Here is a 24,047-nt window from a genome sequence, read left to right as displayed (position 1 = left end):
AGGACTATTATGGAAATGGCTTTTGAGCAAGAATTAATTCTTGTATTAGATTTTGGTAGTCAATATAATCAATTGATTACACGCCGTATAAGAGAAATGGGCGTATATAGTGAATTACACGACCATGAAATCTCAATGGAAGAAATTAAAAAAATGAATCCTAAAGGAATTATCCTTTCTGGAGGCCCGAATTCAGTATATGAAGAAGGATCTTTCACAGTAAATCCTGAAATTTTTGAATTAGGTATTCCAGTTCTAGGTATTTGTTATGGTATGCAATTAATGACAAAATTACTGGGCGGTTCAGTTGAAAGAGCAAGTGAACGTGAATATGGTAAAGCGACATTAAACGTAAAATCAGATGACGATTTATTCTTTAGCTTGCCTAATAGCCAAACTGTATGGATGAGTCACAGTGATAAAGTTATTGATATACCTGAAAACTTCGAAATCATTGCAGATAGCCCAAGTTGTCAAAATGCAGCTATAGAAGATAAATCAAGAAAGCTATATGGTGTTCAATTCCATCCAGAAGTAAGACATACAGAATACGGAAATGATTTATTAAGAAACTTCATTCGTCGTGTTTGTGAATGTACAGGGAACTGGACAATGGAAAACTTCGTAGATATTGAAACCGAAAAAATTAGAGAACAAGTTGGAGACCGTAAAGTACTATGTGCAATGAGTGGCGGAGTAGACTCTTCAGTAGTAGCTGTCTTGCTACATAAAGCAATCGGTGATCAACTTACATGTATTTTCGTAGACCATGGACTTCTTAGAAAAGGAGAAGGCGACATGGTTATGGAGAACTTTGGTGAAGGCTTCAATATGAACATCATCAGAGTAGATGCTAGAGATCGTTTCATGAAAAAATTAGATGGCGTTTCAGATCCAGAACAAAAACGTAAAATCATTGGTAACGAATTTGTGTACGTATTCGATGATGAAGCTTCTAAATTAGAAGGTGTAGACTACTTAGCACAAGGTACACTTTACACAGACATTATTGAATCAGGTACGAAAACTGCACAAACAATTAAATCACACCATAACGTTGGTGGATTACCAGAAGACATGCAGTTCCAATTAATCGAACCAATCAATACACTATTCAAAGATGAAGTGCGCGCATTAGGAATTGAATTAGGCATCCCAGAACACCTTGTATGGCGTCAACCATTCCCAGGACCAGGGTTAGGTATCCGTGTATTAGGAGAAATCACAGAAGACAAATTAGAAATCGTTAGAGAATCAGATGCGATCCTAAGAGAAGTCGTACGTGAAGAAGGTCTAGAAAGAGAAATTTGGCAATACTTCACAGTATTACCAGACATTCGTTCAGTAGGCGTTATGGGAGATTACCGCACATATGACTACACAGTAGGCATTCGTGCTGTAACTTCAATAGATGGAATGACGAGTGACTTCGCAAGAATAGACTGGGAAGTATTACAAAAAATATCAAGCCGTATCGTTAATGAAGTAGACCACGTAAACAGAGTAGTCTATGACATAACATCTAAGCCCCCAAGTACGATCGAGTGGGAATAAAAATTCAATAGAATATGGGATGATCCTTTCCCTTAATAAACCCTCCTGTCAAATGTTGATTTGACAGGAGGGTTTTATCTTAATTCGTAATTTCATCAAGTGAAACTTTGCGGTCTTCTTTTAATGAAAGTGTGCATGCATCTGCAGTTGCTATTGATTCTAGGGCTGCAACACCGTTAAGAAGGTTAACATATTCTTCTGTTACATCTCCTCCTTTAAGAACGTTGTGAAGATAAGACATTTCTTTATCAATACATGTTTGAAGCCATAATGGACATCTGACGCCTGGTTTACCATAAGCAATCGCACCATCCATACCACGACCTGTGTAAATGTCAGTTCTTTCATCGTCTTCTTGTTGCGTTTCATGTACTAAAAAGTGTGATTCTTTTTCACCTTTTATTCTTAGTGTGCCACCAGTATTATAAAGGTCAAGTTTGATAGCTCCTTTTGTTCCTTCGATAAGGACGTAGTGTTCTCCCCAACGAAAGGCATTTCCATATTCTAATAAAGCATATCGATTATCGTCATACTCTAAATTAATAATTAACATATCATCTTCATCACCGAAATTATCGCCTTTATGATAAACATTTCCGCCAACCATTGTAGCTTTCTGTGGTAGACCTCCCATAATAAACTGGATACAGTCTAATTCGTGAATATGATGATATAAATGGCCGCCTGATTGAGAACGTATTTTTTCCAAGAAACTTTTGATTGTTGTTCTTCCCAACCTGTACGAGTAGCATGACAATATAATACTTTTCCAATTTTGCCTTGTGGAACTAGTTCTTTTGCATAATGAACGCCATTAAAGAAATTCATAATATGTCCTGCCATGAAGATAACATTATTTTTTTCACAGGCATCTACCATAGCTCTACAATCTTCAAAATTTAAAGCTATTGGTTTTTCGCAAAAAACATGTTTACCATTTTCAGCAGCTTTAATAACTGGTTCACGATGAAGATAACTTGGAGATGCGACAATAACACAATCGATGTCATTGCGAGCTACTAAATCATCGAGACTTGAACACGTTTCAGCTTCTAATTCTTCAACTATTTCCTCTGCATGATTTGGATCAAATACTGCAATTACTTTAGCATCTTCAATTTTATTAATGGAGCGTGCTAAATCAGCTCCAAAATAACCTGTTCCTACAATCCCATAATTAATCATAAAGAAACTCCTCTCTGTTTAATCATCAATGCTATATGATAGGTATAGAACTACATTTTCATGTGCAGTTAATTTCGAGACCACGGAATCACTTCTCCTACTATGTAAAGCATACAATTACAAATACATTATTTCCATCAACGAAAAATAAAAACATCGACTAATTTAGATAAATCACTATTTCCTAGGAAATTATAAATTTAATTATTCATCTAATAATTTATTTTATCCCTTAAATTTTGTATGATTAAAACAGTAAAATAAAAGGAGTTTTCAATTATGAAAAAAGCATTGTTTCTTTTGTTAGATGGTTTTGCTGATTGGGAAGGTAGTTATTTGTCTTCGACTTTAAATCAAAGTGAATCTTGGTCTGTTAATACGATTTCAATTGAAGAGAAGGTAGTTTCTTTAGGAGGTTTTACTGTTTTAATTGATTATATAATTGGTGACGAACCTAAAAATTATGATCTTTTAATAATGATTGGTGCTAATTCTTGGGACAATGACAATCATAAACTATTAAAGTTTGTGCAAGAAACATTTAATAAAGGTATTCCTGTGGGAGCTATATGTGGTGCTGTTGATTACTTAGCGAAACATGGTTTCTTAAATGACTCAAGACATACTGGAAATACCGTTTATTTATGGGAAGATTATAATGAATATAATTCTAAGGATAATTTTATAGAAGAACAAGCAGTGAAAGATGGAAAATTAGTTACTGCAAATGGTACAGCTCCTATTGAATTTACAGAATTAGTATTAGAATTAATAGAATTTGCTAGCCCGAATAATATCGAAAAAAAGATTTATATGTATAGAAATGGCTTTTATAAATACAATGATAAATATGGAAATCCTTTTGTTTAAATTATCTTTATAACTAAATAAAAAACCCTAAAAATTCAGCTTTACTCCTGAATTTTTAGGGTCTATTTTCTATTTCTTAGTTTCAACTTTCACGAAATTTTCGCTCTTTAATTCGTTTATAAGGTCTTCTTGTTTTTCATTTGTGAAGTTATTCATAACTTCTGTTGTGGATTCATCTTTGATGAGGCGTTTGCCTTCTAGTGTGTAATTTTTATAGCCGTAACCTTTATATCTTGTCGTATCATCTGAATATTTGTCATGGTCTGTTATTTTGGCTGTAGTAAGTATTGTATATTTGTCCGGTTCTAACGTAGATGTTGGTGTTACTTTTTCTGATTCGTTATCATCTTCTTCATAACCGAAGCTATACTCATCTTCTTCAGATCCAATTTTGTAATAGCTACTTAATATTTCTGTTGATTTCTTATTGTATTTCGTACTTTTGTTGTCTTCTTTAATTTGTGTTTTTGTTTTGTCGATAATGTCATTAATGTTATCTATATCATCAACATCTGGTAAATCTTTAACTTCAACTTGATATGTTTTTGATCCTTTAAATGTTTTTGAACCACTGTCTTGTATATTACTTATTAATTCTTTTGGTAGTTCTAAATTTATTTTATCACCATTTTTCAAGTTGCCGTTGTTAGGGACGGTAAAATTATATGAGCTAATATCATAACCATCACTTTTATCATCTTTAGTAATTAAGTTTAATTTTCCAGAGTTGTTTAAACCAGTAAATTTCGTTTCAATATTAGAGAATATGTCTTTAGTTGTTACAGTTTTAGGTTTTTTAAGGCCTTTTGCTTTGAATGATTTTTTGAATTCTTTCACTTTAAGTTTGTAATCATCTGAAATACCCTTTTTTACAGATAATTTTACTGTCGTTTTATCACCATTAGATAAATTACTATCATTATATGTATCGAGCTCAACGCTATCGTATATTTTCTCTGCTTTTTCAAGTTTCTTTTGTTCTTCGTTATTGAAGTTCATAGGGTCTATATCATCTTCATCACCATTCTTTATCATATCAATGACTTCTTTATTTTTAAATTTGCTTTGTTTTAGCGATTGAACTAAAAGTTTACGTTCAATCTTTTCTTCTGAGCCTTCAGTTAGTGTAGCATTCCCACTTTTATCATACCCAGAAAATTCTACATCTACGTCTCCTTTTACATCTATCGCTTTATTTTTAACGACTAATGTAATAATAGTTGCCACAATAATAATAGCTATAATTGCAATAATAAGCCATTTGAATTTAAGTAAATAATGTTTAAATTGTTCCATATCAATTTCTCTCTCCATCCAATTATATATTTATGTATATAATTATATACATAATATATATCGTTTTAAAGGGCTCAAAGTAAATCAGATTTAGAAAAACTTATTTTATGAATTGCTTTGTTTGTTATGGAATTTTTTAACAAATATATGTAATATAAAGTTAATATCATATTTGGATAGGTGAATTTTGCAGGGAGTGAAACGTTATAAAGAAGTTACTTTTAGCACTAGTTGCATTTATTGTAATAGGGGCTGCTATATATTTTTTTGTTAATTTAAAATTTGATAGAGACAATAAAATACATCACTATACTTCAAAAGATGGAATTGAGGGTGAATATATGATTTATCCTGTTTCAAACCCTAAAGGTGTATTAGTTTGGTTGCATGGTGACGGTGCTTATGAATTAAGTCATCCTGATTCAGAGTTGTATCTAGGTGGAAAACTTGGCGTTAAGAAGGTAGCTAAAGATAAGAATTTAACTTTAATTGTTCCTAAAACACCAGCCGATGACTATATTTGGTGGAAGAAGGGCGAAGAAAACTCAAAATATTTAATAGAACTTATCTCTTCTATACCCAATCATGATCATTTATGGATTGGAAGTTTTTCAGGTGGTTCAGAAATGACAACTTATTGGTTAATTGATCAATTACCAATGTTAAACGTTAAAGAAGGAGGAGCGGTTCTATTTGGTGGCGGGGGTTCGCCGAAAACAGAAGGTATAGCAAATCATGTAAAAAAAGATGAAATAGTATCAGGAACATTTCCATTAACTTGGATTGTTGGTGAAAATGACTATGGCCTTCAGACTGAAGATGATCCAATCAGTGCTATTGAAACAAGTAAAGAAGGTCAGTTATTCTATAAGGAACAAGGATGGAAGACAGAAAGAAAAGGATTAAAAGGATACGAGCATGTACTTTCTAAAGATGGTGAAGGTTTATATGGTTATTATCTAAAAGAATACATAAATTAGAATAATATTATAGAATGGGACTACGAAATTTTTTTAATAAAACGAAATTTCTGTCCCACTCCTTTATGTCACTTTATGTTGAGGATTTTTTCGATATCTTGAGTAGATTTCCATTCTTCTAAAGTAGAAGGATCAATATGTAGAAATATTCCATCTTCAGTGTTGATGTATTCTCCGTCTTGAGAACCTTTACCACCGAAGTAATAGGACTGATTATTTTTTTCGAAATAATCTTTAAGGGCTTGTTTTAAAGATTGTCTTAATTTAATTTCTTCTTTAACTTCATTATTGTCGTAATAATAATTATCGATTTTAGTCGAACCTGAAGTAATGCCATGGTGTTGGTTCATATATGCTATTTCTTCCCAACTAAAGTATAAGTATTCGCCCGTACTAAAGGAATATTGAGTAAGTGGAACAATAGAATCCTTCCATTTAATATTAATAAACTCAGTTAAATCTTCAATTTTTAGAATGTAGTTATCATTATAATCTTTCTTAACATTAGGAACACTATTAATCCAACTTACTACATCTTCTTCAGTATTGAATGCACCTATTAATTGAGTTGTTTCATCGTCTTGAAGAGATAATATATACACTATAATCGCCTCCTTTTTTCCTAATTTTACCACAGCAAAATAAATTTAAAAGGTAGAGGAACAGAAATCTACTTGTCATAAAAAAAGATCCCGAGACGAATTTTTATGTCTCGGAATCTTAAAATGTTTATATTATACAGGTCCATTATCATAATAAGTTTCTTTTTTAGAACTATCTCTTTTTTCATTCTCAAATGAATTTATATATTCTTGATAACGTCTTTTATTTGGTGTAATAGTCATACCTAAATACTTACGATCACCGTTAGCATCTTTATAGAATGCAATCACCATCAAAATAATTACAAAGCTAAATGGTAGAGCTGAAATAATTGCGGCGGATTGCAGAGCGTCTAGACCTGTATCGCCACCTGCTAATAACAATACATACGCAATAGCTGATAAAGAAACGCCCCATACAATTTTTACAAAACCTGATGGATTTAATCTACCGAAAGATGTTTGCATGCCTAAAACAAATGTTGCTGAATCTGCTGATGTAATAAAGAAGGATGCAATCAGAGCTAACGCTACAATTGATAGAACAAATCCAAACGGCAGTTCATTAAAAATACCAAATAATTGTGTTTCTGCAGGCAATTTAAATATAGCATTGTGTTCTTTTCCAGTTTCTATACCTGTAACACCGAATACAGTGAACCATATAATACTGATTACTACAGGTACTCCTAGGACACCACATACGAATTCACGAATAGAACGACCTTTAGAAATTCGAGCAATAAATAAACCAACGAATGGACTCCAACTCATCCACCAACCCCAGTAATATATCGTCCACGTTTGCAGCCATTTTTCTTTTTGCTCATTTAATGGTGCGACGTCTAAACTGTTATAAATAAGCGTGTTTAAATAATCACCAGTACCTGCTGTCATCATATTTAAAATTAATAATGTAGGGCCAACTATAAATAAAATAACGAGTAATATAGTTGCTAATATCATATTTAAATTACTTAAATATTGGATACCTTTACTTAAACCGCTCCAAGCACTATATAAGAACAGAACTGTTACAATGGCGATGATAATGCCTTGTACTAGTTTATTATTTGGCACATCAAATAAGTAATTTAAACCTGCATTAATTTGAATAGCACCTACACCTAGAGAGACAGCTACACCTATGATTGTAGCGAAGACAGATATAACATCTACTGTTGTACCTATAGGGCCTTCAACTTTATTACCTAAAATAGGACGTAATGTTCTAGATATAAGCCCGTTTTCACCTTTACGAAATTGAGAATAAGCTAAACATAAAGCAACGATTCCATATATTGCCCAAGGGTGAAATCCATAGTCCATAAAGGAACCTCTAAAAGCTTCTACCATTGCCTCTTTTGTTTCAGGTTTAGCTGTTGGAGGAGCGAGGTAATGAGCTATTGGTTCAGATGCCCCATAGAACACAAGACCAATACCCATACCTGCACTAAATAGCATAGCCAACCATGAAACTGTATGAAATTCAGGTTTGTCATCAGGCTTTCCAAGTTTTAATTTCCCGATAGGGCTAAAGACTAAGAAAATAGTAAAGCCTAAAATAACTGTATAAAGTAACATGTAATACCATCCGAAAGTAGTCGATACCCAAGCTGACATCATACCAGTGATTTCTCCGAATTGTTTTGGGAGAATAGCGCCGATTACTACAAGGAAACCAACAATACTTGCCGCATATACAAATACATTAGAAAATTGTTTTTCTTTATTGATAACATTCACTTCCCCTTTAAAAATAAAATACAGTTTTAAATCATACCATAGTGAGTAAGATATTCAACCGTGCATAGGGAGGTAGTGAACTTCCATGAAAGTGTTTATAAGTATTAAAAATTCTGTTGATTATGATTAGACCATACTTTGTACCAAATTTTGACTTACATGTATCATTAAAATATATACCCTTGTTTTAATTTATTTAATCGGTTAAAATAAGTTAACCGTAAAATATGGAGGGGAAATCATGGAATATAATAGATATGAAATTAATACTTTTGATGAACTGAAATGTATTTCTGATAAATTGAGAATGGAAATCTCAATGTTGCTTATTGAAAAAGAAATGACAGCAACTGAAATTGGCAAGAAACTAGAGATACCGAAAGCCAAAATTTTTTATCACCTTAAAGAATTAGAAAAGTATGAAATGGTTAAATTGAGTCGAAGCGAGGTTAAAGGGAGTAACGTGTATAAATATTATGTGGCGACGCATAATGGTTTTAAAGTGAATCCTCATTTATTGAATGTTTATCAAGAAGAAATTTCTAATTCTACTAAAGGTATGATGCTAGCGCAAATTAATAGAACAATTGATGTTTTGAATACTTATGGTTTAATTACTACTGATGAACAGTTAATTTCTAAGACGGTTCAAGCTAGGTGGTCTAAAGCGCAGTTTGAATCTTTTAATGAGCGACTAGATCAATTAATTGAAGATATTGATAAACAAGAAAAAGATGGCTCAGAACCTTTATATTATTTAAACATGGTAGGGTTTGAAGTTAGCGATAAAATTTTTAATCGTCAGGATAATGAATAATGCGGTCAGTCTTAAAACATCATTCGTTTATGCGCTTGATATTTGGGAGGTTACTAACAAATACTGCCGACAGTATTTATTTCATTACCACGATGTGGCTTATTTACGATATTACTAAAAGTTCAGCTATGACGGGATTATTGAGTAGTTTAATTGTAATACCAAGCTGTTTACAAATGTTTTATGGTCCTGTTATTGATCACTTTAATGTGAAGAAAATCCTCATTAATTCTCAGCTTGTGCAAGCAGTTTTGATTGGGTTTATTGCAGTTATGTTATTTTTCAACTATGAAAATGCAGTTATTATTATCATACTTGTAGTATCAGCTGCTCTATTAGGCGAAGTGTCTTATCCTATTAGTAATAAATTAGTCCCTTCGTTATTACCAAAAGATAAAATTGTAACCGGTAATGCCATGATGTCTTTTTCTAATCAAAGTATGGATTTAGTATTGAATACTGTTATATCTATTTTAATATCAGTGGTGAGCATTTATTCATTATATGTTATGAATACGATTGTGTTTGTTGTAGCAGCAATTGTGTATTCTACAATTAAAATAAAAGCAAACCAAAATATAACGAATCAATTCAGTTTCAAAGATTATAAGCAATCTTTAGTAGAAGGTATGTATATTGTTAGACATTCTTTGCTATGGATTTTTCAGATTGGTGCTTTTTCCGTTAATTTTGGTATTGGAATAGTTTATACAGCATTACCGGTCTTATCCCATTATTTAAATGAACCTGTATACTACGGATTATTCTTGTCAGCTATTTCATTAGGTATGGTTTCATCGACTTTAGTTGTAAGTTTTATTAAGAAATTTCCTTTCGGTAAAATCATGGTTATCACATTTTTAATGTCGGGTGTATGTTTGTTAGTAGGGTTTATTTTGCCCGTTTATCTATATATTGCTTTCTTTGCTGTCAGTTGGCTTTCAGTGGGATTAGCTAATATTTTATTTTTATCAGCTGGACAAGCAATTATTCCAGAATTTATGTTAGGACGCATTACATCCATTACTAGTAGTTTAGGTGTGATAGGTTTGCCATTGGGCAGCTTGATAGGAGGATTCTTATTAGAAGTGATTAATCCTATTTCCATGATTAGTTTAACAGGATGTTTCTTTATTATATTAGGCATCATTTGGTTATTGCATCCGCAACTATTTAAGTTAAAAGCGATTGACCATTTAACTTTGGAAGATTTTAATATTAAAATAAAAAATAATCCTCCAAATTAAAATTGGAAGATTATAATTGTTAAATTAAACTTTTTAATAACTCTATTTCTGGATCAACTAGCTCATGATCGCTATCTAATAGTTCGAAATGGACTTTTTTGAAGTAAGGTTTAAGTTGTTCTGCTAAACCTTTCACATCGCCTGGAAGCGCAAAATAATCGTTAGCACCAGCGGTAATAATTAAAGAAGTGTTATGATAATTTTTTGAAATGTTATAATTTAATTGAGCTGGATGTAATAGTAAAATTTGATCTACGTGTGCTAAAGATTGCTCGAGCAGACCAAGTATAAAGTTTGCTCCATTTGAGTACCCTAAAAATATGACTTTATCATATGAATGTTCGTAAATGAAATGGTTCCAAAATTGTATGAATGATTTTGTACGATGATTGAAATCATCTCTATCAAGTTGATTGTTTTTCAGTGGTGCAAAAAAACGTCTTTCTATGCCTTCACCAACGTTGCCTAAAAAGCTAAGTGTATGAACATCTGGCATTATTTCACCGGAAATAGGTAGCAGCTGATATTGATTGCCCCCAGTACCGTGAAACAGTACAATAAGCGTATTGTTATTTTGATTTTCTTGTAAGAAGTATTCCATAAAATCTCCTCCATAAATTTGAAAGGGGTGTCGTGTATGAATCACCATTCAATTATACACCATGTATCCATTATAAATAATGACGCAGAACAATCTTTTAATTTCTATCGTAATATATTAGGTCTTAATTTGCTAATGAAGACTGTAAATCAAGAAAATTATGAAATGTATCATATATTTTTTGCAGATAAATACGGACGTCCTGGGACTGAAGTAACCTTATTTGAAATGAAAGAGGGAACTAATAATCATTTCGGTACGAATGCGTTTGATAGATTATTATTTAAAGTGCCTTCAAAAGAATCTTTAAAATACTGGGAAAGACGCTTCGATGAACTTGACGTTTGTCACTATGGTTTAGAAATTTACACTGACCGCAGTCTTATTCGCTTCGAAGGTCCAGACGAGACACCACTAGGTTTAATCGTTATGTCTGAACAAGAGAATTTAGATGATTATTACACAGATGAAAAAGGTATAATACCTATAGAGCATCAAATTATTGCATTGGATTCTGTACATATGCGAACAAAGTATCCTGAGGCAAGTAAACAATTTTTCCAAAAATTATACAACTGGGAAGCGTATGAACGTACTACATTTTTCGATACTCAATTACCCGTTGAGATATTGCATAACAATAATCATAATATGTATCATGAAATACATATTGTTCATGATGCATTTAATAAACTTGAAGAACAAGGATTTGGGGGTATTCATCATGTAGCTATCTCAGCAAATGATGAGGAAGCACTTGTTCAAATTGAAAAGACATTAGATAAATTGAATATGAAACACTCATCAATAAAAAATAGAGGTTTCTTTAAATCTATTTATTACAGAGATCCTAACCAAGTGCTTTTTGAAGTTGCAACAATGAAACTCAATATCGACGAAGTGAAGTTCGAACAAAAATCTTTCGAAGAAATACCACTTTATTTGCCGGAACATTTAGAAGAAAAACGTACATTTATTGAAAAACAACTTAGAAAATCAAAATTTTAAATGAGGTGATTTTAATTGAATTCAGTAATTGAAAATATTAAATTTAAGCCACTTCGATTTACATTTACGTTTGTATTACCAGCTATTTTAATCATAGTATGTTTAGCCATATTTAAAACATCAACATTCACTTTATGGATGGGCGCGGTCTGGATTATACAATTTTTCCTAAACTTTAATCTATTTATATCGAGTGAAGTTTTAAATGATAAACTTAATAACATAATTAAAGAAAAAGGAATTACAAAAGAACAACTATTTGATATAACTGGTTTAACTAAATATGAAGTGACTGAAAGAAATGGTTATTATGACTTTTATTTCTCAGGATCTAAAAAGAAAAAATATTTAAAAATGCTTAAAAATTATAATGCTTAAATACATAGTATTTGATTTGAAAATCCTTGTTCAAGATAATTCTCCTAATCCGTTAGATGTTAACTTTCGGATTAGGAGAATTTATTTTTATATAGCATTTTTAATTTTTGATATAAATATATCTAGACTATTTATTGTTCAGTACCTTGCATTGTTTAATAGTGTGTGGTATATTTTTTGCAACAGCTATTATACATTGTTTAGTACTGAATAATGTGGGGGAAAATTATGAATATACAATTTAAAAAAGGTGCACTTGAATTTATAGTATTACTTATTATCAAAGGTGAAGACCAATATGGGTATTCATTAATTCAAAAAATAACACCTAGAATCATGATATCTGAAGGAACGGTTTATCCATTACTTAGACGTTTAGTTAAAGACGATTATTTAACGACTTATTACAAACCTTCAACTGAAGGACCAGCTAGAAAATATTATAAAATAACGGATTTAGGAATTGAGAGGTTAGAAAGTTTGTTAGATGAATGGAAGAGCTTTACAGAAGCGGTAGATTTATTTTTAGAGGAGAGTGAAATTGATGAATAAAAAGACATATTTAAACACGTTAAATAAACATTTGAAGAATATTTCTGATGAGGAACGTGCCGATATTCTAGATGAATATGAAACTCATTTTATTAGTGGTATCGAAGACGGACAAACTGAAGATATGATTGCTAAAGAGCTAGGACATCCTAAAGAAATTGCTAAAGAGCTCAATGCGACATTAGCACTTGATAGAGCAGAAACAAATAATAAAGTGGGTAACGTATGGCAAGCCATTATATCTGTGATGGGACTAGGAATATTAAATTTCTTTGTTATTTTAATTCCATTTGTCATTATTATTTCTATTTTATTTAGTTTTATCGTGACAACATTATCTTTATTAATTACACCAGCAATGTTGATTGTAAAAGGGCTTTACAATGGATTTGATGCAATACAATCAATTGACGTTTATGTCGTCATAACTAGTTTTGGTTTAGGTTTAATGATATTTACAGTCACTTATTTATTAACGAAATGGTCGTATAAATTGTTTGTAAAATATTTAAGATGGAATATTTCTATCGTTAAAGGAAGTGCTAAATCATGAAGAAAACATTATGGATATTATTTGGTGCTGGATTAATTTTGTTTATAGTATTTGGCACTATGACGTTAATAGAAGGTCAAAAATCAGCAAAGAACATGAGTGAAGAAACGCTTATTAATGAAACTTACCAAAGTGAGATAAAGAATATCAAAGTAAATGGAAAAGATGCAGCCGTAAAAATTAAAAAAGGTAACCAATTTAAAGTGAAATCAGTTGGAAGCAAAGATGATTTCCAAGTAAGCTCAAAGGTTAGAGGCGATACTTTAGATATTAATGTTAAAAATCAATTTGACATAATAAATTTTGATTTATTTAAAAACATGCATACACAAATTGAAGTTACAGTACCAGAAGAATTAAATAGCTTAAATGTAAAAACAGATACAGGGAAATTAAGCGTTAAAGATATTAAATCTCAAACTTCAACATTTAAAGTAGATACAGGTATGATAGATATTTCAAATTCACAATTGGGAAATTTAAAAGTGGATTCAGATACTGGAAAAATTTCAACGCATAATATAGATTTAGAAAGTGGCAAATTAGAAGCAGACACAGGAACAATTAAAATGAATGGTGTACCAGCTGATAAACCACTTAATATTAAGACAGACACAGGTGCTATTAAACTAATATATAATGAAGCACCAAAGAATACATTTTTAGATATCGAACAAGACGTCGGTAATGCTAAAATCAATCAACCAGAATTGAAAAATAAAAAAGTAGGATCTGGAGATAATTTAGTGAAAATTACGAGCGATGTGGGTTCTATTCAAATAGATTAATCAAATATTTTAGAAGCACTTAGGACATAATTCCCAATTCAAAATAAACAAGCATATCACTTAACTAATATTTTAGATAAAAGTGATATGCTTATTTTTATAAAATCATTATAAATTATTTTGAAGAAATATCTTTTATTAAATGATAAACTTCTCTTTTCTTCTCTTTACTTAAAGATCTTAATAATTGTATAGATTCATTAATGAGCATGGAGTCTTCTTCGTCTTCATAAGCTTCAGGGACATTGACCCACCCCATGATATACGCAGGTGTTGTTGAAAGAGCGATAGCTAATTTTTCGACCATTTTTGGCGTTAGTTTAGAAGTCTGTCCCGTTTCATAACGAGAAATTGTAGACTGGTTTACATCAGCTAGTTTAGCTAATTTATATGTCGTAAATCCAAGTTCTTCCCTTCTTTGTTTAATACGATATCCTGTATGATTCAATGATTTCACCTCAATTACTTTAAATCATAGTCTGTTATATATATTATATATGATTTGTGTTGTTATTTGTTAATTTGTGATACGAATTATACTTTCATTGACCAGTCAAAATCTATTTGCTATAATTCAAATTAATTTAATAAAGCTTTCTAGGGTTCCGTAACACAATGTTAGCCTGGACCGAGAGAAAGCCACAAGTTAATGCTTGTGACACGGAAGGATAAAAGCCTGGGAGACTTATTTTTAATATAAGTTTCCCGGGCTTTTTAATTTGAGGAGGAATCATAATGAATTGGTTAAAAATTATCATTGGTGCAGTATTTGAGGTGGTCTGGGTAGTTGGTTTAACACATTCAAGTAACGTATTAGAATGGATTGTTACTTTAATAGCTATTGTAATTAGTTTCTATTTATTAATAACAGCTTCAAAAGCATTACCTGTTGGAACATCGTATGCAGTTTATGTTGGTTTAGGTGCTACGGGTGTCACAATTGTTGATTTTGTATTTTTCGGACAGCCAGTCGTTATTGGCAAAATCATTTTAATCATCACACTTATTATCGGTGTAGTAGGTCTTAAATTAGTTACACCAGAAGGGGAGGAAAGTTAAAATGGCTTGGTTAATATTAATTATGGCAGGTTTATTTGAAATGTTAGGCGTACTCTTCATTAATATTTACTCAAAAAGAAATAACGTTAAATCTTTATTAGGTCTCATGTTATTCTTTGGCTTAAGCTTTATTTGTTTAACAATCGCAATGAAAAGTATTTCGATGAGTACGAGTTATGCTGTTTGGACAGGCATTGGTGCTGTCGGTGGTGCACTATTAGGAATTATATTCTACGGTGAATCCAAAAATATAAAAAGAATTTTATTTATCGGAATCATACTAGCGAGTACAATCGGTTTAAAATTAATTAGTTAACGTTATTTTATAAATCATAATTTATTTCCATCCATTCAGGTGCTTCTTCAAATCCTAATTTTTTATAAACGGGTTTACCTAAAGGAGAAGCAGCTAAAAATATTTTTTTAATGTCACGCGCTTCAGCATCTTTAATGAGTAAAGAAATAATTTGTTGTGCGATGCCATGACCTCTAAAGTTAGGATGTGTGTATATATTAGTTACGTATGCACGTTCTCCTGATTGGTTTATGTATGAAGGAGGAAATGGATAATAAATAATTGCGCCCGTAGCAATTACTTCTTCATTTTCGACTGCTAAAAGCTGATAAAGAGATTCGTCTGTTATGACATTTGTAAAAAATGTTTCTAAATCATGATCAATATCTATAATGGGGTTTGAGCCTTCATCTATTAATTGTTGTTTTCTTAGTTTTACAATTATATTTAAGTCATCAATCGTTGCTTTTCTTATATGCATGATAACTACTCCTTGTCGTTTATTTATTATGGGTCATTTTTTGATTTAAGGGTATAGTACCATTATAGATGAACAAATAAAACAACTTAAATTAAAGTAGGGATAAAATGAAAAGAATACTCATAACAGGTGGCACAGGTTTAGTAGGAAGTGAACTAGTTGATTATTATTTGGCAAATAACGATGAGGTCTATGTTCTAACGAGAAGTGATAGAGATTCTAACAATACATCTTTATATTATATTAATTGGTCGAAAGAAAATTGGGAAAAAGCAATACCGAAAATAGATGTTGTAATCAATTTAGCCGGAGCTAGTTTAATGAACCGTTGGACAGAGGATTATAAAGAAACTATTATGAATAGCCGTATAGAATCAACGAATCGTTTGTTTAAATTTTTTGAGGCACAAGACTATGCACCAGAAGTATTATTTAACGCGAGCGCAGTTGGTTATTATCCACCTTCCAAAGTTGTATCTTATGACGAATATGATCAATTCTTATCTCATGACTTCTTATCTACAGTCGTTGAAAGATGGGAAGAAACAGCATTATTATTTAAAGAATTAGGAACAAGAGTCGTTATCGGTAGATTTGGTATCATTCTTTCTAATAAGGGAGGAGCTTTGACTACAATGGTTAAGCCTTATAAATTCTTTGTTGGCGGTTCTTTAGGTTCAGGAGAACAGTGGATGAGCTGGATACATCTTGAAGACTTAAAAGAGGCCATAACAACTTTAATTAATAATAAAGATAAACAAGGTGTGTATAATATTTGTAGTCCAAACCCTGTGCGTCAAAAAGTGTTAGGAAAAACAATTGCTCAAACTATAAATAGACCGCATTTCTTGCCAGGACCAAAATTTGCTTTAAGGGCGGTCTTAGGTGAACAATCGACAATGATATTAGATGTACAAAGAGTATTTCCTAAGAAATTATTGGAGATGCGTTTTCCATTTAAATATCCAGAAATTGATGAAGCAATCAAAGACTTATTAAATTAAATAGATTAAATTATTAAAAGAGAAGTGAAAAACTTCTCTTTTTGTTTTGACTTATTCTCCGATAATATGTATCATATATGAATAATAATACGAAATATAGAATATTTATTATGAAGGTGGATGTTAAATGAATAATTATATTGAACTAACTGAAAAGTATAGCCCGAATAACTATAGCCCTTTAAATATTGTTTTGACAGAAGGTAAAGGTGCATATGTTAAAGATTCAGAAGGTAATACATATATTGATTGTGTGTCAGGTTTCTCTGTATTAAATCAAGGACATTGTCATCCAAAAATCATTCAAGCATTCTTGGAACAAAGCCAAAAGATAACGATGACTTCAAGAGCTTTATATAGTGATAATTTAGGCGTTTGGGAAGAAAAAGTATGCAAACTGACGAATAAAAATAAAGTCTTGCCGATGAATACTGGAACTGAAGCGGTAGAAACAGCGATTAAAGTTGCGACAAAATGGTCACAAGATGTGAAAGGTTTAAATGCGCATGATGCTGAAATTATAGCAATGGAAGGTAACTTTCATGGTAGAACAATAGGCTCATTATCTTTATCATCAAATGATCAATATAAAGAAGGGTTTGGTGAGCTAGCTGGCAATATAAAATATAGTGAATTTGGAAACATTGAGGATTTATCTTCTAAAATCACATCTCAAACTGCAGCTATTATATTAGAACCAATACAAGGTGAAGGTGGCGTCAATATTCCACCAAAGAACTTTATTAAAGAAGTTAAAGAATTATGTGATGAACATAATATATTATTAATAGCTGATGAAATTCAAGTCGGATTAGGCAGAACTGGTAAGATGTTAGCAATTGAGTGGGAAGACGTTGAAGCGGATATAATATTACTCGGAAAAGCTTTAGGTGGTGGCTTTTATCCAATATCAGCAATAGCTGCTAATGATGATATTATGCAAGTTCTGACACCTGGAACACATGGATCGACTTTTGGTGGTAATCCATTAGCTTGCGCGGTTTCAATAGCATCATTAGATGTGTTAATCGATGAGTCTCTACCAGAGCGCTCTGTAGAATTAGGAGATAAATTATTAAAGGGTCTCCAAGAAATTAAAAGTCCAATTATTAAAGAAGTAAGGGGCCGTGGTTTATTTATGGGAATAGAACTCAATGAAAATGCACAAGAAATAGTATCAGAAATTAATCAACAAGGTGTTTTATGTAAAGAAACGCAAGGAAATATTATTCGTTTGGCACCTCCATTAGTTATTGAAGATAAAGATATTGATACCATCATTAACGTTATAACTGGTGTTATAGAGCGTGTATCAACGAAAGAATTAAATGAAAAATAAAATTTTTAAACGTTTTTAGTTAATAATTGTAATCATTATGTTAAAATTTCTTGGGTATTTATAAAATAAGCAATTATTTATGATGCTAAAAGAAAGGAGTTTTAAAAATGAAAATTGCAATTGTTGGCTCAGGTAATGGTGCAGTAACAGCTGCTTTAGATATGATAGATAAAGGTCACGAGGTTAAATTATATTGCCGAAATCAGTCTATAAATAAATTTGATAAAGCTTTTGAAAAAGGTGGATTTGAATTTAATAATGAAGGCGATAGTAAGTTTATAAAATTCACGAATATTAGTGATGATATTGAATATGTATTGAAAGATGCAGAATTAATTCAAATGATTATACCATCATCATTTATAGAACATTATGCTAAAACGATGGCGCCTTTTGTTAAAGAGAATCAATTAATACTCTTTAATATGGCAGCAGCAATGGGATCTATTAGGTTTATTAATGTATTAGAATCTAAGCATATTGATTTTAGACCACAATTTGCTGAAGTTAACACATTAACGTATGCTACGCGTGTTAATTATGATACTGCAGAAGTAAACTTATCTTTAAATGTGAAAAAAGTTCACTTTTCAACATATTATAAAACTTATTTAAATGAAAGCTTTAAATTAGTAGAGAAGTTATACCCTTATGTTGTTAAAGAAGAAAGTTTATGGAAAACAAACCTAGAAAACGGTAACCCAGAAGTACATCCTGGACCAACTTTATTAAACGTTGGTCGAATAGATTACTCAAAAGATTTCTCATTGTATTCAGAAGGTATTACACCTCATACGTTAAAATTACTTCATGCTGTAGAATTAGAAAGATTGGCACTCGGAAGAAAATTAGGGTTTGAGTTAAATACTGCTAAAGGTGCTCGTATTGAAAGAGGTTATTTATCAATAGAAGACGAAAACGTCCCTCTTAATAAATTATTTAATGACAGTCCTGTCTTTTCTCAAATACATGGACCAAATTCAGTAGACAATCGCTATCTTACAGAAGATATTGCATACGGATTAGTACTTTGGTCAAGTTTAGGGAAAGTTATCGGCGTAGAGACACCTAATATAGATGCAATTATCGCTATTGCATCAACAATTCTAGAAAGAGAATTCTTTGAAGAAGGTCTAACAGTAGAAGAACTTGGACTAGAAAAGCTAGGTTTAGCATAAAGCAAAAAGTGTTAACAATAAAAAAGAGTAAAGACATTTACACACTGTAGATGTCTTTACTTTTTTTGTATTAATAAATTATTTAAGTTGTGCTATCTCTAAATAGAGAACGGCTAATGAACACAGCTATAAAGGTTAAGAGTAGTGACAATATACCAATGCCTAACCATTCTAAATGTACATAGATATAACCGCCTAATATTGTTAATAAACTTGAGCCTACATAGTATCCTAGTAAATATAATGTAGACGCATGAGATTTGCTTGATTCTGTAAGTGTCGCTATATAACTACTTTGAATAGAATGTGCACCAAAGAATCCAAATGTCATTGCTGCTAAACCTACAATATCAATAGGTAAGTATGTGATGAATGTTAAGGCAATTCCTACAATCATAATGGTAATGGCAAGTGCGTAAGCTTTTTTAACACCAAGTTTAATACTTAATTTACCGAAATTGATAGAGCTATATGTACCAATTAAATAAAGTATAAATATAAAAGCAATAGTGGATTCGCTTAAAGAGAATGGAGGTTGTTCAAATCTAACAGTAATATAACTGTAAATTGTCACGAATGTACCCATTAATAAAAATGATAATGACATTGTTTTTAAAACTGCTGGAATTTTTAATAATTTAATGTATTTAAGCAAATGTTGTTTAGGGGAAATCCAGTTCGGAGTTTGGACTTTTGATACAGGTAATAAAGAGACCATCAAAATAGCAAAAATTAAATTAATTACGCTTAATGCACCAATTGCAATTTGCCAATTGAATAGATCAGTTAAAATACCGACAACGACACGTCCAGACATACCACCAAACGTTGTGCCTGCAACATATAAACCCATAACCTTACTTACACGGTCTTTATGAACTTCATCAGCAATATATGCCATGGCAGTAGAAGGAACGCCACTAAGTACTAAACCCATTAATCCTCGAATCACTAAGAAAACTTCAAATTGCTTAACAAATACACTAATCAAAGAAAGTATACTCACTAATAATACAGAGATAGACATCATACGTTTTTTTTCAATGTTGTTTAACATTGGAACGATAACTAATCCGACACCTAGCATAAAAGTAGAAATAGAAAGTGTTAAGCTCACATCAGATAACGAAACATCAAAATAGTGACTTAAGCCATTAAATATCGGTTGAGTTACATATAAACTGGAAAAAATAATAAAACCAGCTAATAACAAAGAAATTGATCTCTTTTTCTGTTCACTTGTCATGACGCATCTCTCCTTATTTTTTAATCATACATTTAAAAAAATGATTTTTCGAAAAATATGCATATTAAGACTACCCTCTCACTGAGTCCACTGCGAACGGTGTATAAAGTGAGTTGTATTTTTGTGCATGGATAATGAAACAGTTATAATGTACTTAAATATATAGGAGGTACAATTATGGTAGAAATATTAAGGCATCATCATATTTCAATGTTAACGAAAGATGCGAAGTTAAATAAAGATTTCTATGTAAACAAACTTGGTTTACGATTGTATTTAAAGACAGTCAATCAAGATGATACATCTATGTACCATTTATTTTATGGAGATGAAGTTGGCACACCTGGAACGTCATTAACATTTTTTGAGTTAAAGTCGATGGGTCAAACTTACAAAGGTACGAATAGTATATCTAGAATAGGATTGCTTGTACCTAGTGAAGAAAGTTTAAGTTATTGGAAAGAGCGCTTTGAAGAAATGGACGTCGACCATGATGCGATTGGCATTTACAATGGGCTTATGGCACTGCATTTTCGTGACCATGAAGGTCTAGAAATGGTATTGTTACCGAACGGTGATAGAAGGACGCCTCAAGATTGGCGTAATAATAGTTATTCAGATGTTCCGAAAGAACACCAGATTATGGGCATGGGGCCAATAGAATTTAAAATGGACCAAGTTACTGATATGAAAAACTTCTTGGAAAATGATTTAAACTTTGATGTCGCTGATTCCGAAAGTGAATTGCTTTATACAAGAGATCAAGAAGGATTGTATAGTGATATCGTACTAGTTGAAGAACAAGGAAAAAGAGGAAAACCGGGTAAAGGTAGTATTCACCACCTTGCTTTATCAGTCGCGGATGAAGAAGAGTTAAAGAAAGTAAAAGAGCTATTAGATAGTAAGAATGTCGTACATTCCGGCATAATAGATAGAGATTTCTTCAAAAGCTTGTACTACAGACATTCACATATATTAATTGAATTTGCTACAGAAGGACCGGGTGTCCCATACGATGATATTGATCAACTAGGAGAAAAATTAGATTTACCAAATTTCTTAGAGTCTAAGAGAGAAGAAATTGAATCAAATTTAGAGCCTATTTAATTAGAAAAGAATTCAGAAGATAAATGTTCTTGAGAACGAACAAAATCGAAAGTTTTATAAAAAATGAGGCTGGGACATAAATACTTGTCTCAGCCTCTTTTATTATAATGGCAGTAGCTGACTGGATTGAAAATGCGCTTATATCAAGCTTTTTCCAACCCTAGTCCCACTCCCATTATTTTGAGTAAGGAGTTTATTTTCGAACTTTTTTACATACTCTAATGTTCATTTAATTTATTGCGTCTTTTTATTAATTGTACTGTGATGATAGACGTTATAGGAATAGCGATACTGACTGCTATACCACCTAATAATATTGAAATGATTTCAGCTGCAAATATTTTAGCGTTTATAATTTCTCCAAATGTATAATTTAATTTTCCAAACCAAAAGAACAATGTAATTTGTCCGCCTATATAAGCAAAATATATTGTGTTTGTTGTTGTTGATAATATATCTCTACCTATAGTAAGTCCAGATTTAAAGAGTTGTTTTAAAGATATATTTGGTTGTGCTTCATATAGCTCGTACATAGGAGAACTGATAGAAATTGTTAAATCTATTACAGCTGCAATTACAGCTAAAACGATGGTAAAGACCATTAATTGTGCATAGTTAATACCGATATTCATCGAAAAGATATAAGTTTCATCTTGTTCTTCTTCTGTGAAACCTTGCAACATAGATATATCTACAATAAAGTATATTAATCCTATGAGAATGAGCGTTGTTATTATTGTAGCTAAAAATGCTGATTGTGTTTTTGTATTATATTCATTGATATAGAACAAATTGATGCATGCTATTAATAAACAAAAGATGATAAGCACGATAAAGATTGGTGCTTTATAGATAATAAGTAATATTGCGATAAATAATGTGAATATGTTTAAGAATAATGTTATAAATGAACGGAATCCTGTTTTGCCTCCAACTAAAATCATTAAAATGAGAAGGATAACAGCTAAAATGAAAGTAGTATCCATTATTTAGCCTCCTCTCTCTGCATAAATAACATCACGATAAAAATCGTAATAGGAATCGTGATGACAATACCTATCCCGCCCATCAAAGCTCTTGAAATTTCAAGGGACCAATTCATCGATAGTGTATACGTTACAGTATTGTTGTTTTTAAAATAAAGTATAACCATTGGGATACTTCCGGATAAATATGCAAAGAATAGTATGTTGGTCATTGTACCCATAATATCTTTACCTATATTGATACCAGATTGCTTTAACCGCTTCATAGATATTGTAGGATGTTGCGCCTTTATTTCATATAACGAACTTGTGAGTGTGATGGCAACATCCATAACGGCTCCTAAAGAACCGATTAAGATGGAAGCTAAGAATATTTGTGTTGGTTGAATTGTTAAAAAGCTCATCGTTTCATATTTGATGCCATTGCTGTTTGTTAAAGTCATAATCAGTTGAGAAATTCCTATACTGATAAAAGTGCCGAGCAATGTTGAAAGAATTGCAACGAATGTCTTTTTTGAAAAACCACTGACTAAAAGTAACGAAATGATAGTAGAAAAAATAACGGTTATAGCCATTAAAATAAAGAAATGCTGATTATCATTTTTCATGAAATAATTAATCATTATTAAAATGACAGATACATTTATAAACAACGAGATAATTGAATAAAGGCCAGATTTTCTACCAACCATGAGTAAAGTGAATAAAAATAATCCGGTCATAAACACGACAGACGTATCTCGTTTTAAGCCTTTAATAATTGCAGAGCTTTCTTCACCAGTGTATGAGATGAGAACTTCATCACCTTTACGGTACTTTTCAGAGTCAGTAAGTGAGTCTGTGTATTTATGAGGTACGGTTAATGTTTTGCCTTTATATTTTCCATTAACAATTTTTAATTTTATGTTTTCGGTATGTACGATATCTTTGTTTTTATTTTGGTCAACTGTATTTTTACTTTTTTGATCCGTAATATTTGTGATGTGGCCAATAGGTGTCTTATAAAATTGCGCGTTATATTTTGTGAAGATTAAAGCCCCTATTAATAATACGATGAAAGCTAATATCGCTATATTGAAAGGTTTCTTTAAACTCGTTTTGAATTGCTGTTTCATATCATTGCACCATCACTTTTAATTTGTATTGAATAACGTATAGTATACGTATGAAAAAAT

The 24,047-nt window shown here is 31.5% G+C and carries 25 protein-coding genes, 1 pseudogene and 1 riboswitch; of the genes and pseudogenes, 16 read left to right on the top strand and 10 right to left on the bottom strand.

Going from position 1 to position 24,047, the window contains the following annotated elements; genetic code table 11:
* The first annotated feature begins 9 nt into the window (after nt 1-9).
* Entirely contained in the window at nt 10-1,554 is a 1,545-nt protein-coding gene (gene guaA, locus LQ688_RS08550; RefSeq protein WP_103268551.1) for a glutamine-hydrolyzing GMP synthase, read from the top strand.
* 79 nt (nt 1,555-1,633) lie between these two features.
* On the opposite strand, the pseudogene LQ688_RS08545 reads toward guaA, so the two are convergent.
* A pseudogene (locus LQ688_RS08545) lies at nt 1,634-2,739 on the bottom strand (Gfo/Idh/MocA family protein).
* 279 nt (nt 2,740-3,018) lie between these two features.
* On the opposite strand from LQ688_RS08545, the gene LQ688_RS08540 reads away from it, so the two are divergent.
* On the top strand, nt 3,019-3,609 hold the full coding sequence (locus LQ688_RS08540) for a type 1 glutamine amidotransferase family protein (protein WP_016999224.1): 591 nt from the start codon (nt 3,019-3,021) through the stop codon (nt 3,607-3,609).
* A gap of 69 nt (nt 3,610-3,678) precedes the next feature.
* Here the strand turns inward: LQ688_RS08540 and LQ688_RS08535 are convergent, their stop codons facing one another.
* A complete protein-coding gene (locus LQ688_RS08535; RefSeq protein WP_103268550.1) occupies nt 3,679-4,905 on the bottom strand; it encodes a hypothetical protein in 1,227 nt (408 codons plus the stop codon).
* Between the two features lie 341 nt (nt 4,906-5,246).
* Here LQ688_RS08535 and LQ688_RS08530 point away from each other — a divergent pair, with 341 nt between their 5' ends.
* On the top strand, nt 5,247-5,885 hold the full coding sequence (locus tag LQ688_RS08530) for a hypothetical protein (RefSeq protein WP_103268549.1): 639 nt from the start codon (nt 5,247-5,249) through the stop codon (nt 5,883-5,885).
* A gap of 68 nt (nt 5,886-5,953) precedes the next feature.
* Here the strand turns inward: LQ688_RS08530 and LQ688_RS08525 are convergent, their stop codons facing one another.
* Together LQ688_RS08525 and LQ688_RS08520 are read right to left on the bottom strand one after the other, a co-directional pair.
* Nucleotides 5,954-6,487, bottom strand: coding sequence for a hypothetical protein (locus tag LQ688_RS08525; RefSeq protein ID WP_239703894.1), 534 nt, complete (start codon nt 6,485-6,487; stop codon nt 5,954-5,956).
* 132 nt (nt 6,488-6,619) lie between these two features.
* Nucleotides 6,620-8,233, bottom strand: coding sequence for a BCCT family transporter (locus LQ688_RS08520; protein WP_239703895.1), 1,614 nt, complete (start codon nt 8,231-8,233; stop codon nt 6,620-6,622).
* 241 nt (nt 8,234-8,474) lie between these two features.
* Here LQ688_RS08520 and LQ688_RS08515 point away from each other — a divergent pair, with 241 nt between their 5' ends.
* Together LQ688_RS08515 and LQ688_RS08510 are read left to right on the top strand one after the other, a co-directional pair.
* Complete coding sequence (locus LQ688_RS08515) at nt 8,475-9,050, top strand: ArsR/SmtB family transcription factor (RefSeq protein WP_016999229.1); 576 nt, start codon at nt 8,475-8,477, stop codon at nt 9,048-9,050.
* Nucleotides 9,050-10,297 (top strand): MFS transporter, encoded by a 1,248-nt coding sequence (locus tag LQ688_RS08510; protein ID WP_026023626.1) that lies wholly within the window; start codon nt 9,050-9,052, stop codon nt 10,295-10,297. Before LQ688_RS08515 ends, LQ688_RS08510 begins: the two co-directional genes overlap by 1 nt.
* Nucleotides 10,298-10,316: 19 nt before the next feature.
* Here the strand turns inward: LQ688_RS08510 and LQ688_RS08505 are convergent, their stop codons facing one another.
* On the bottom strand, nt 10,317-10,898 hold the full coding sequence (locus tag LQ688_RS08505; RefSeq protein WP_218729853.1) for an alpha/beta hydrolase: 582 nt from the start codon (nt 10,896-10,898) through the stop codon (nt 10,317-10,319).
* 36 nt (nt 10,899-10,934) lie between these two features.
* On the opposite strand from LQ688_RS08505, the gene LQ688_RS08500 reads away from it, so the two are divergent.
* The 5 genes from LQ688_RS08500 (at nt 10,935) to LQ688_RS08480 (ending at nt 14,177) form a co-directional block, all read left to right on the top strand.
* The gene (locus LQ688_RS08500; protein WP_016999232.1) at nt 10,935-11,906 is read left to right on the top strand and encodes a VOC family protein; all 972 of its coding nucleotides are present in this window, start codon (nt 10,935-10,937) and stop codon (nt 11,904-11,906) included.
* 15 nt (nt 11,907-11,921) lie between these two features.
* Nucleotides 11,922-12,284, top strand: coding sequence for a hypothetical protein (locus tag LQ688_RS08495; RefSeq protein ID WP_147640572.1), 363 nt, complete (start codon nt 11,922-11,924; stop codon nt 12,282-12,284).
* A 228-nt stretch (nt 12,285-12,512) separates the two neighbouring features.
* Nucleotides 12,513-12,836, top strand: a complete 324-nt coding sequence (locus LQ688_RS08490) for a PadR family transcriptional regulator (protein ID WP_016999234.1) — start codon at nt 12,513-12,515, stop codon at nt 12,834-12,836.
* Nucleotides 12,829-13,389 (top strand): HAAS signaling domain-containing protein, encoded by a 561-nt coding sequence (locus tag LQ688_RS08485; RefSeq protein ID WP_016999235.1) that lies wholly within the window; start codon nt 12,829-12,831, stop codon nt 13,387-13,389. The genes LQ688_RS08490 and LQ688_RS08485 overlap by 8 nt, the downstream gene beginning before the upstream one ends.
* Nucleotides 13,386-14,177, top strand: a complete 792-nt coding sequence (locus LQ688_RS08480; RefSeq protein WP_239705238.1) for a DUF4097 family beta strand repeat-containing protein — start codon at nt 13,386-13,388, stop codon at nt 14,175-14,177. The genes LQ688_RS08485 and LQ688_RS08480 overlap by 4 nt, the downstream gene beginning before the upstream one ends.
* A 115-nt stretch (nt 14,178-14,292) precedes the next feature.
* Here LQ688_RS08480 and LQ688_RS08475 read toward each other — a convergent pair whose 3' ends face one another.
* Entirely contained in the window at nt 14,293-14,634 is a 342-nt protein-coding gene (locus LQ688_RS08475) for a helix-turn-helix domain-containing protein (protein WP_231051521.1), read from the bottom strand.
* 129 nt (nt 14,635-14,763) lie between these two features.
* A riboswitch (guanidine-I (ykkC/yxkD leader) is annotated at nt 14,764-14,862 on the top strand.
* Nucleotides 14,863-14,912: 50 nt separating this feature from the next.
* Between LQ688_RS08475 and LQ688_RS08470 the strand changes: the two genes are divergently transcribed.
* Together LQ688_RS08470 and LQ688_RS08465 are read left to right on the top strand one after the other, a co-directional pair.
* The gene (locus tag LQ688_RS08470; protein ID WP_016999238.1) at nt 14,913-15,236 is read left to right on the top strand and encodes a DMT family transporter; all 324 of its coding nucleotides are present in this window, start codon (nt 14,913-14,915) and stop codon (nt 15,234-15,236) included.
* A 1-nt stretch (nt 15,237) separates the two neighbouring features.
* Complete coding sequence (locus LQ688_RS08465; RefSeq protein ID WP_016999239.1) at nt 15,238-15,552, top strand: DMT family transporter; 315 nt, start codon at nt 15,238-15,240, stop codon at nt 15,550-15,552.
* Nucleotides 15,553-15,559: 7 nt separating this feature from the next.
* Here LQ688_RS08465 and LQ688_RS08460 read toward each other — a convergent pair whose 3' ends face one another.
* Nucleotides 15,560-16,012: a GNAT family N-acetyltransferase gene (locus LQ688_RS08460; RefSeq protein WP_103268547.1), complete on the bottom strand. Its 453-nt coding sequence runs from the start codon at nt 16,010-16,012 to the stop codon at nt 15,560-15,562.
* Between the two features lie 107 nt (nt 16,013-16,119).
* On the opposite strand from LQ688_RS08460, the gene LQ688_RS08455 reads away from it, so the two are divergent.
* From LQ688_RS08455 to LQ688_RS08445, 3 genes are all read left to right on the top strand, one after another.
* Nucleotides 16,120-17,016, top strand: coding sequence for a TIGR01777 family oxidoreductase (locus LQ688_RS08455; protein WP_147640573.1), 897 nt, complete (start codon nt 16,120-16,122; stop codon nt 17,014-17,016).
* A 127-nt stretch (nt 17,017-17,143) separates the two neighbouring features.
* Nucleotides 17,144-18,355: an ornithine--oxo-acid transaminase gene (gene rocD / locus LQ688_RS08450; protein WP_016999242.1), complete on the top strand. Its 1,212-nt coding sequence runs from the start codon at nt 17,144-17,146 to the stop codon at nt 18,353-18,355.
* 107 nt (nt 18,356-18,462) lie between these two features.
* Complete coding sequence (locus tag LQ688_RS08445; RefSeq protein WP_103268545.1) at nt 18,463-19,533, top strand: NAD/NADP-dependent octopine/nopaline dehydrogenase family protein; 1,071 nt, start codon at nt 18,463-18,465, stop codon at nt 19,531-19,533.
* Nucleotides 19,534-19,615: 82 nt separating this feature from the next.
* On the opposite strand, the gene LQ688_RS08440 is transcribed toward LQ688_RS08445, so the two are convergent.
* Nucleotides 19,616-20,779 carry an MFS transporter gene (locus LQ688_RS08440; RefSeq protein ID WP_103268544.1) on the bottom strand — a complete coding sequence of 388 codons (1,164 nt, stop codon included), beginning with the start codon at nt 20,777-20,779 and terminating at the stop codon, nt 19,616-19,618.
* Between the two features lie 177 nt (nt 20,780-20,956).
* Between LQ688_RS08440 and LQ688_RS08435 the strand changes: the two genes are divergently transcribed.
* On the top strand, nt 20,957-21,886 hold the full coding sequence (locus tag LQ688_RS08435; RefSeq protein WP_103268543.1) for a VOC family protein: 930 nt from the start codon (nt 20,957-20,959) through the stop codon (nt 21,884-21,886).
* 218 nt (nt 21,887-22,104) lie between these two features.
* Here the strand turns inward: LQ688_RS08435 and LQ688_RS08430 are convergent, their stop codons facing one another.
* The gene (locus tag LQ688_RS08430) at nt 22,105-22,872 is read right to left on the bottom strand and encodes a YibE/F family protein (protein ID WP_017000867.1); all 768 of its coding nucleotides are present in this window, start codon (nt 22,870-22,872) and stop codon (nt 22,105-22,107) included.
* Complete coding sequence (locus tag LQ688_RS08425; RefSeq protein ID WP_017000868.1) at nt 22,872-23,987, bottom strand: YibE/F family protein; 1,116 nt, start codon at nt 23,985-23,987, stop codon at nt 22,872-22,874. The genes LQ688_RS08430 and LQ688_RS08425 overlap by 1 nt, the downstream gene beginning before the upstream one ends.
* Between the last annotated feature and the right edge of the window lie 60 nt (nt 23,988-24,047).

Source organism: Mammaliicoccus sp. J-M40, assembly GCF_022386395.1.
Classification (GTDB): Bacteria; Bacillota; Bacilli; order Staphylococcales; family Staphylococcaceae; genus Mammaliicoccus; species Mammaliicoccus lentus.
Note: the sequence above shows the minus strand (reverse complement) of the source record. Positions and strands in the feature narration are given on the sequence as shown.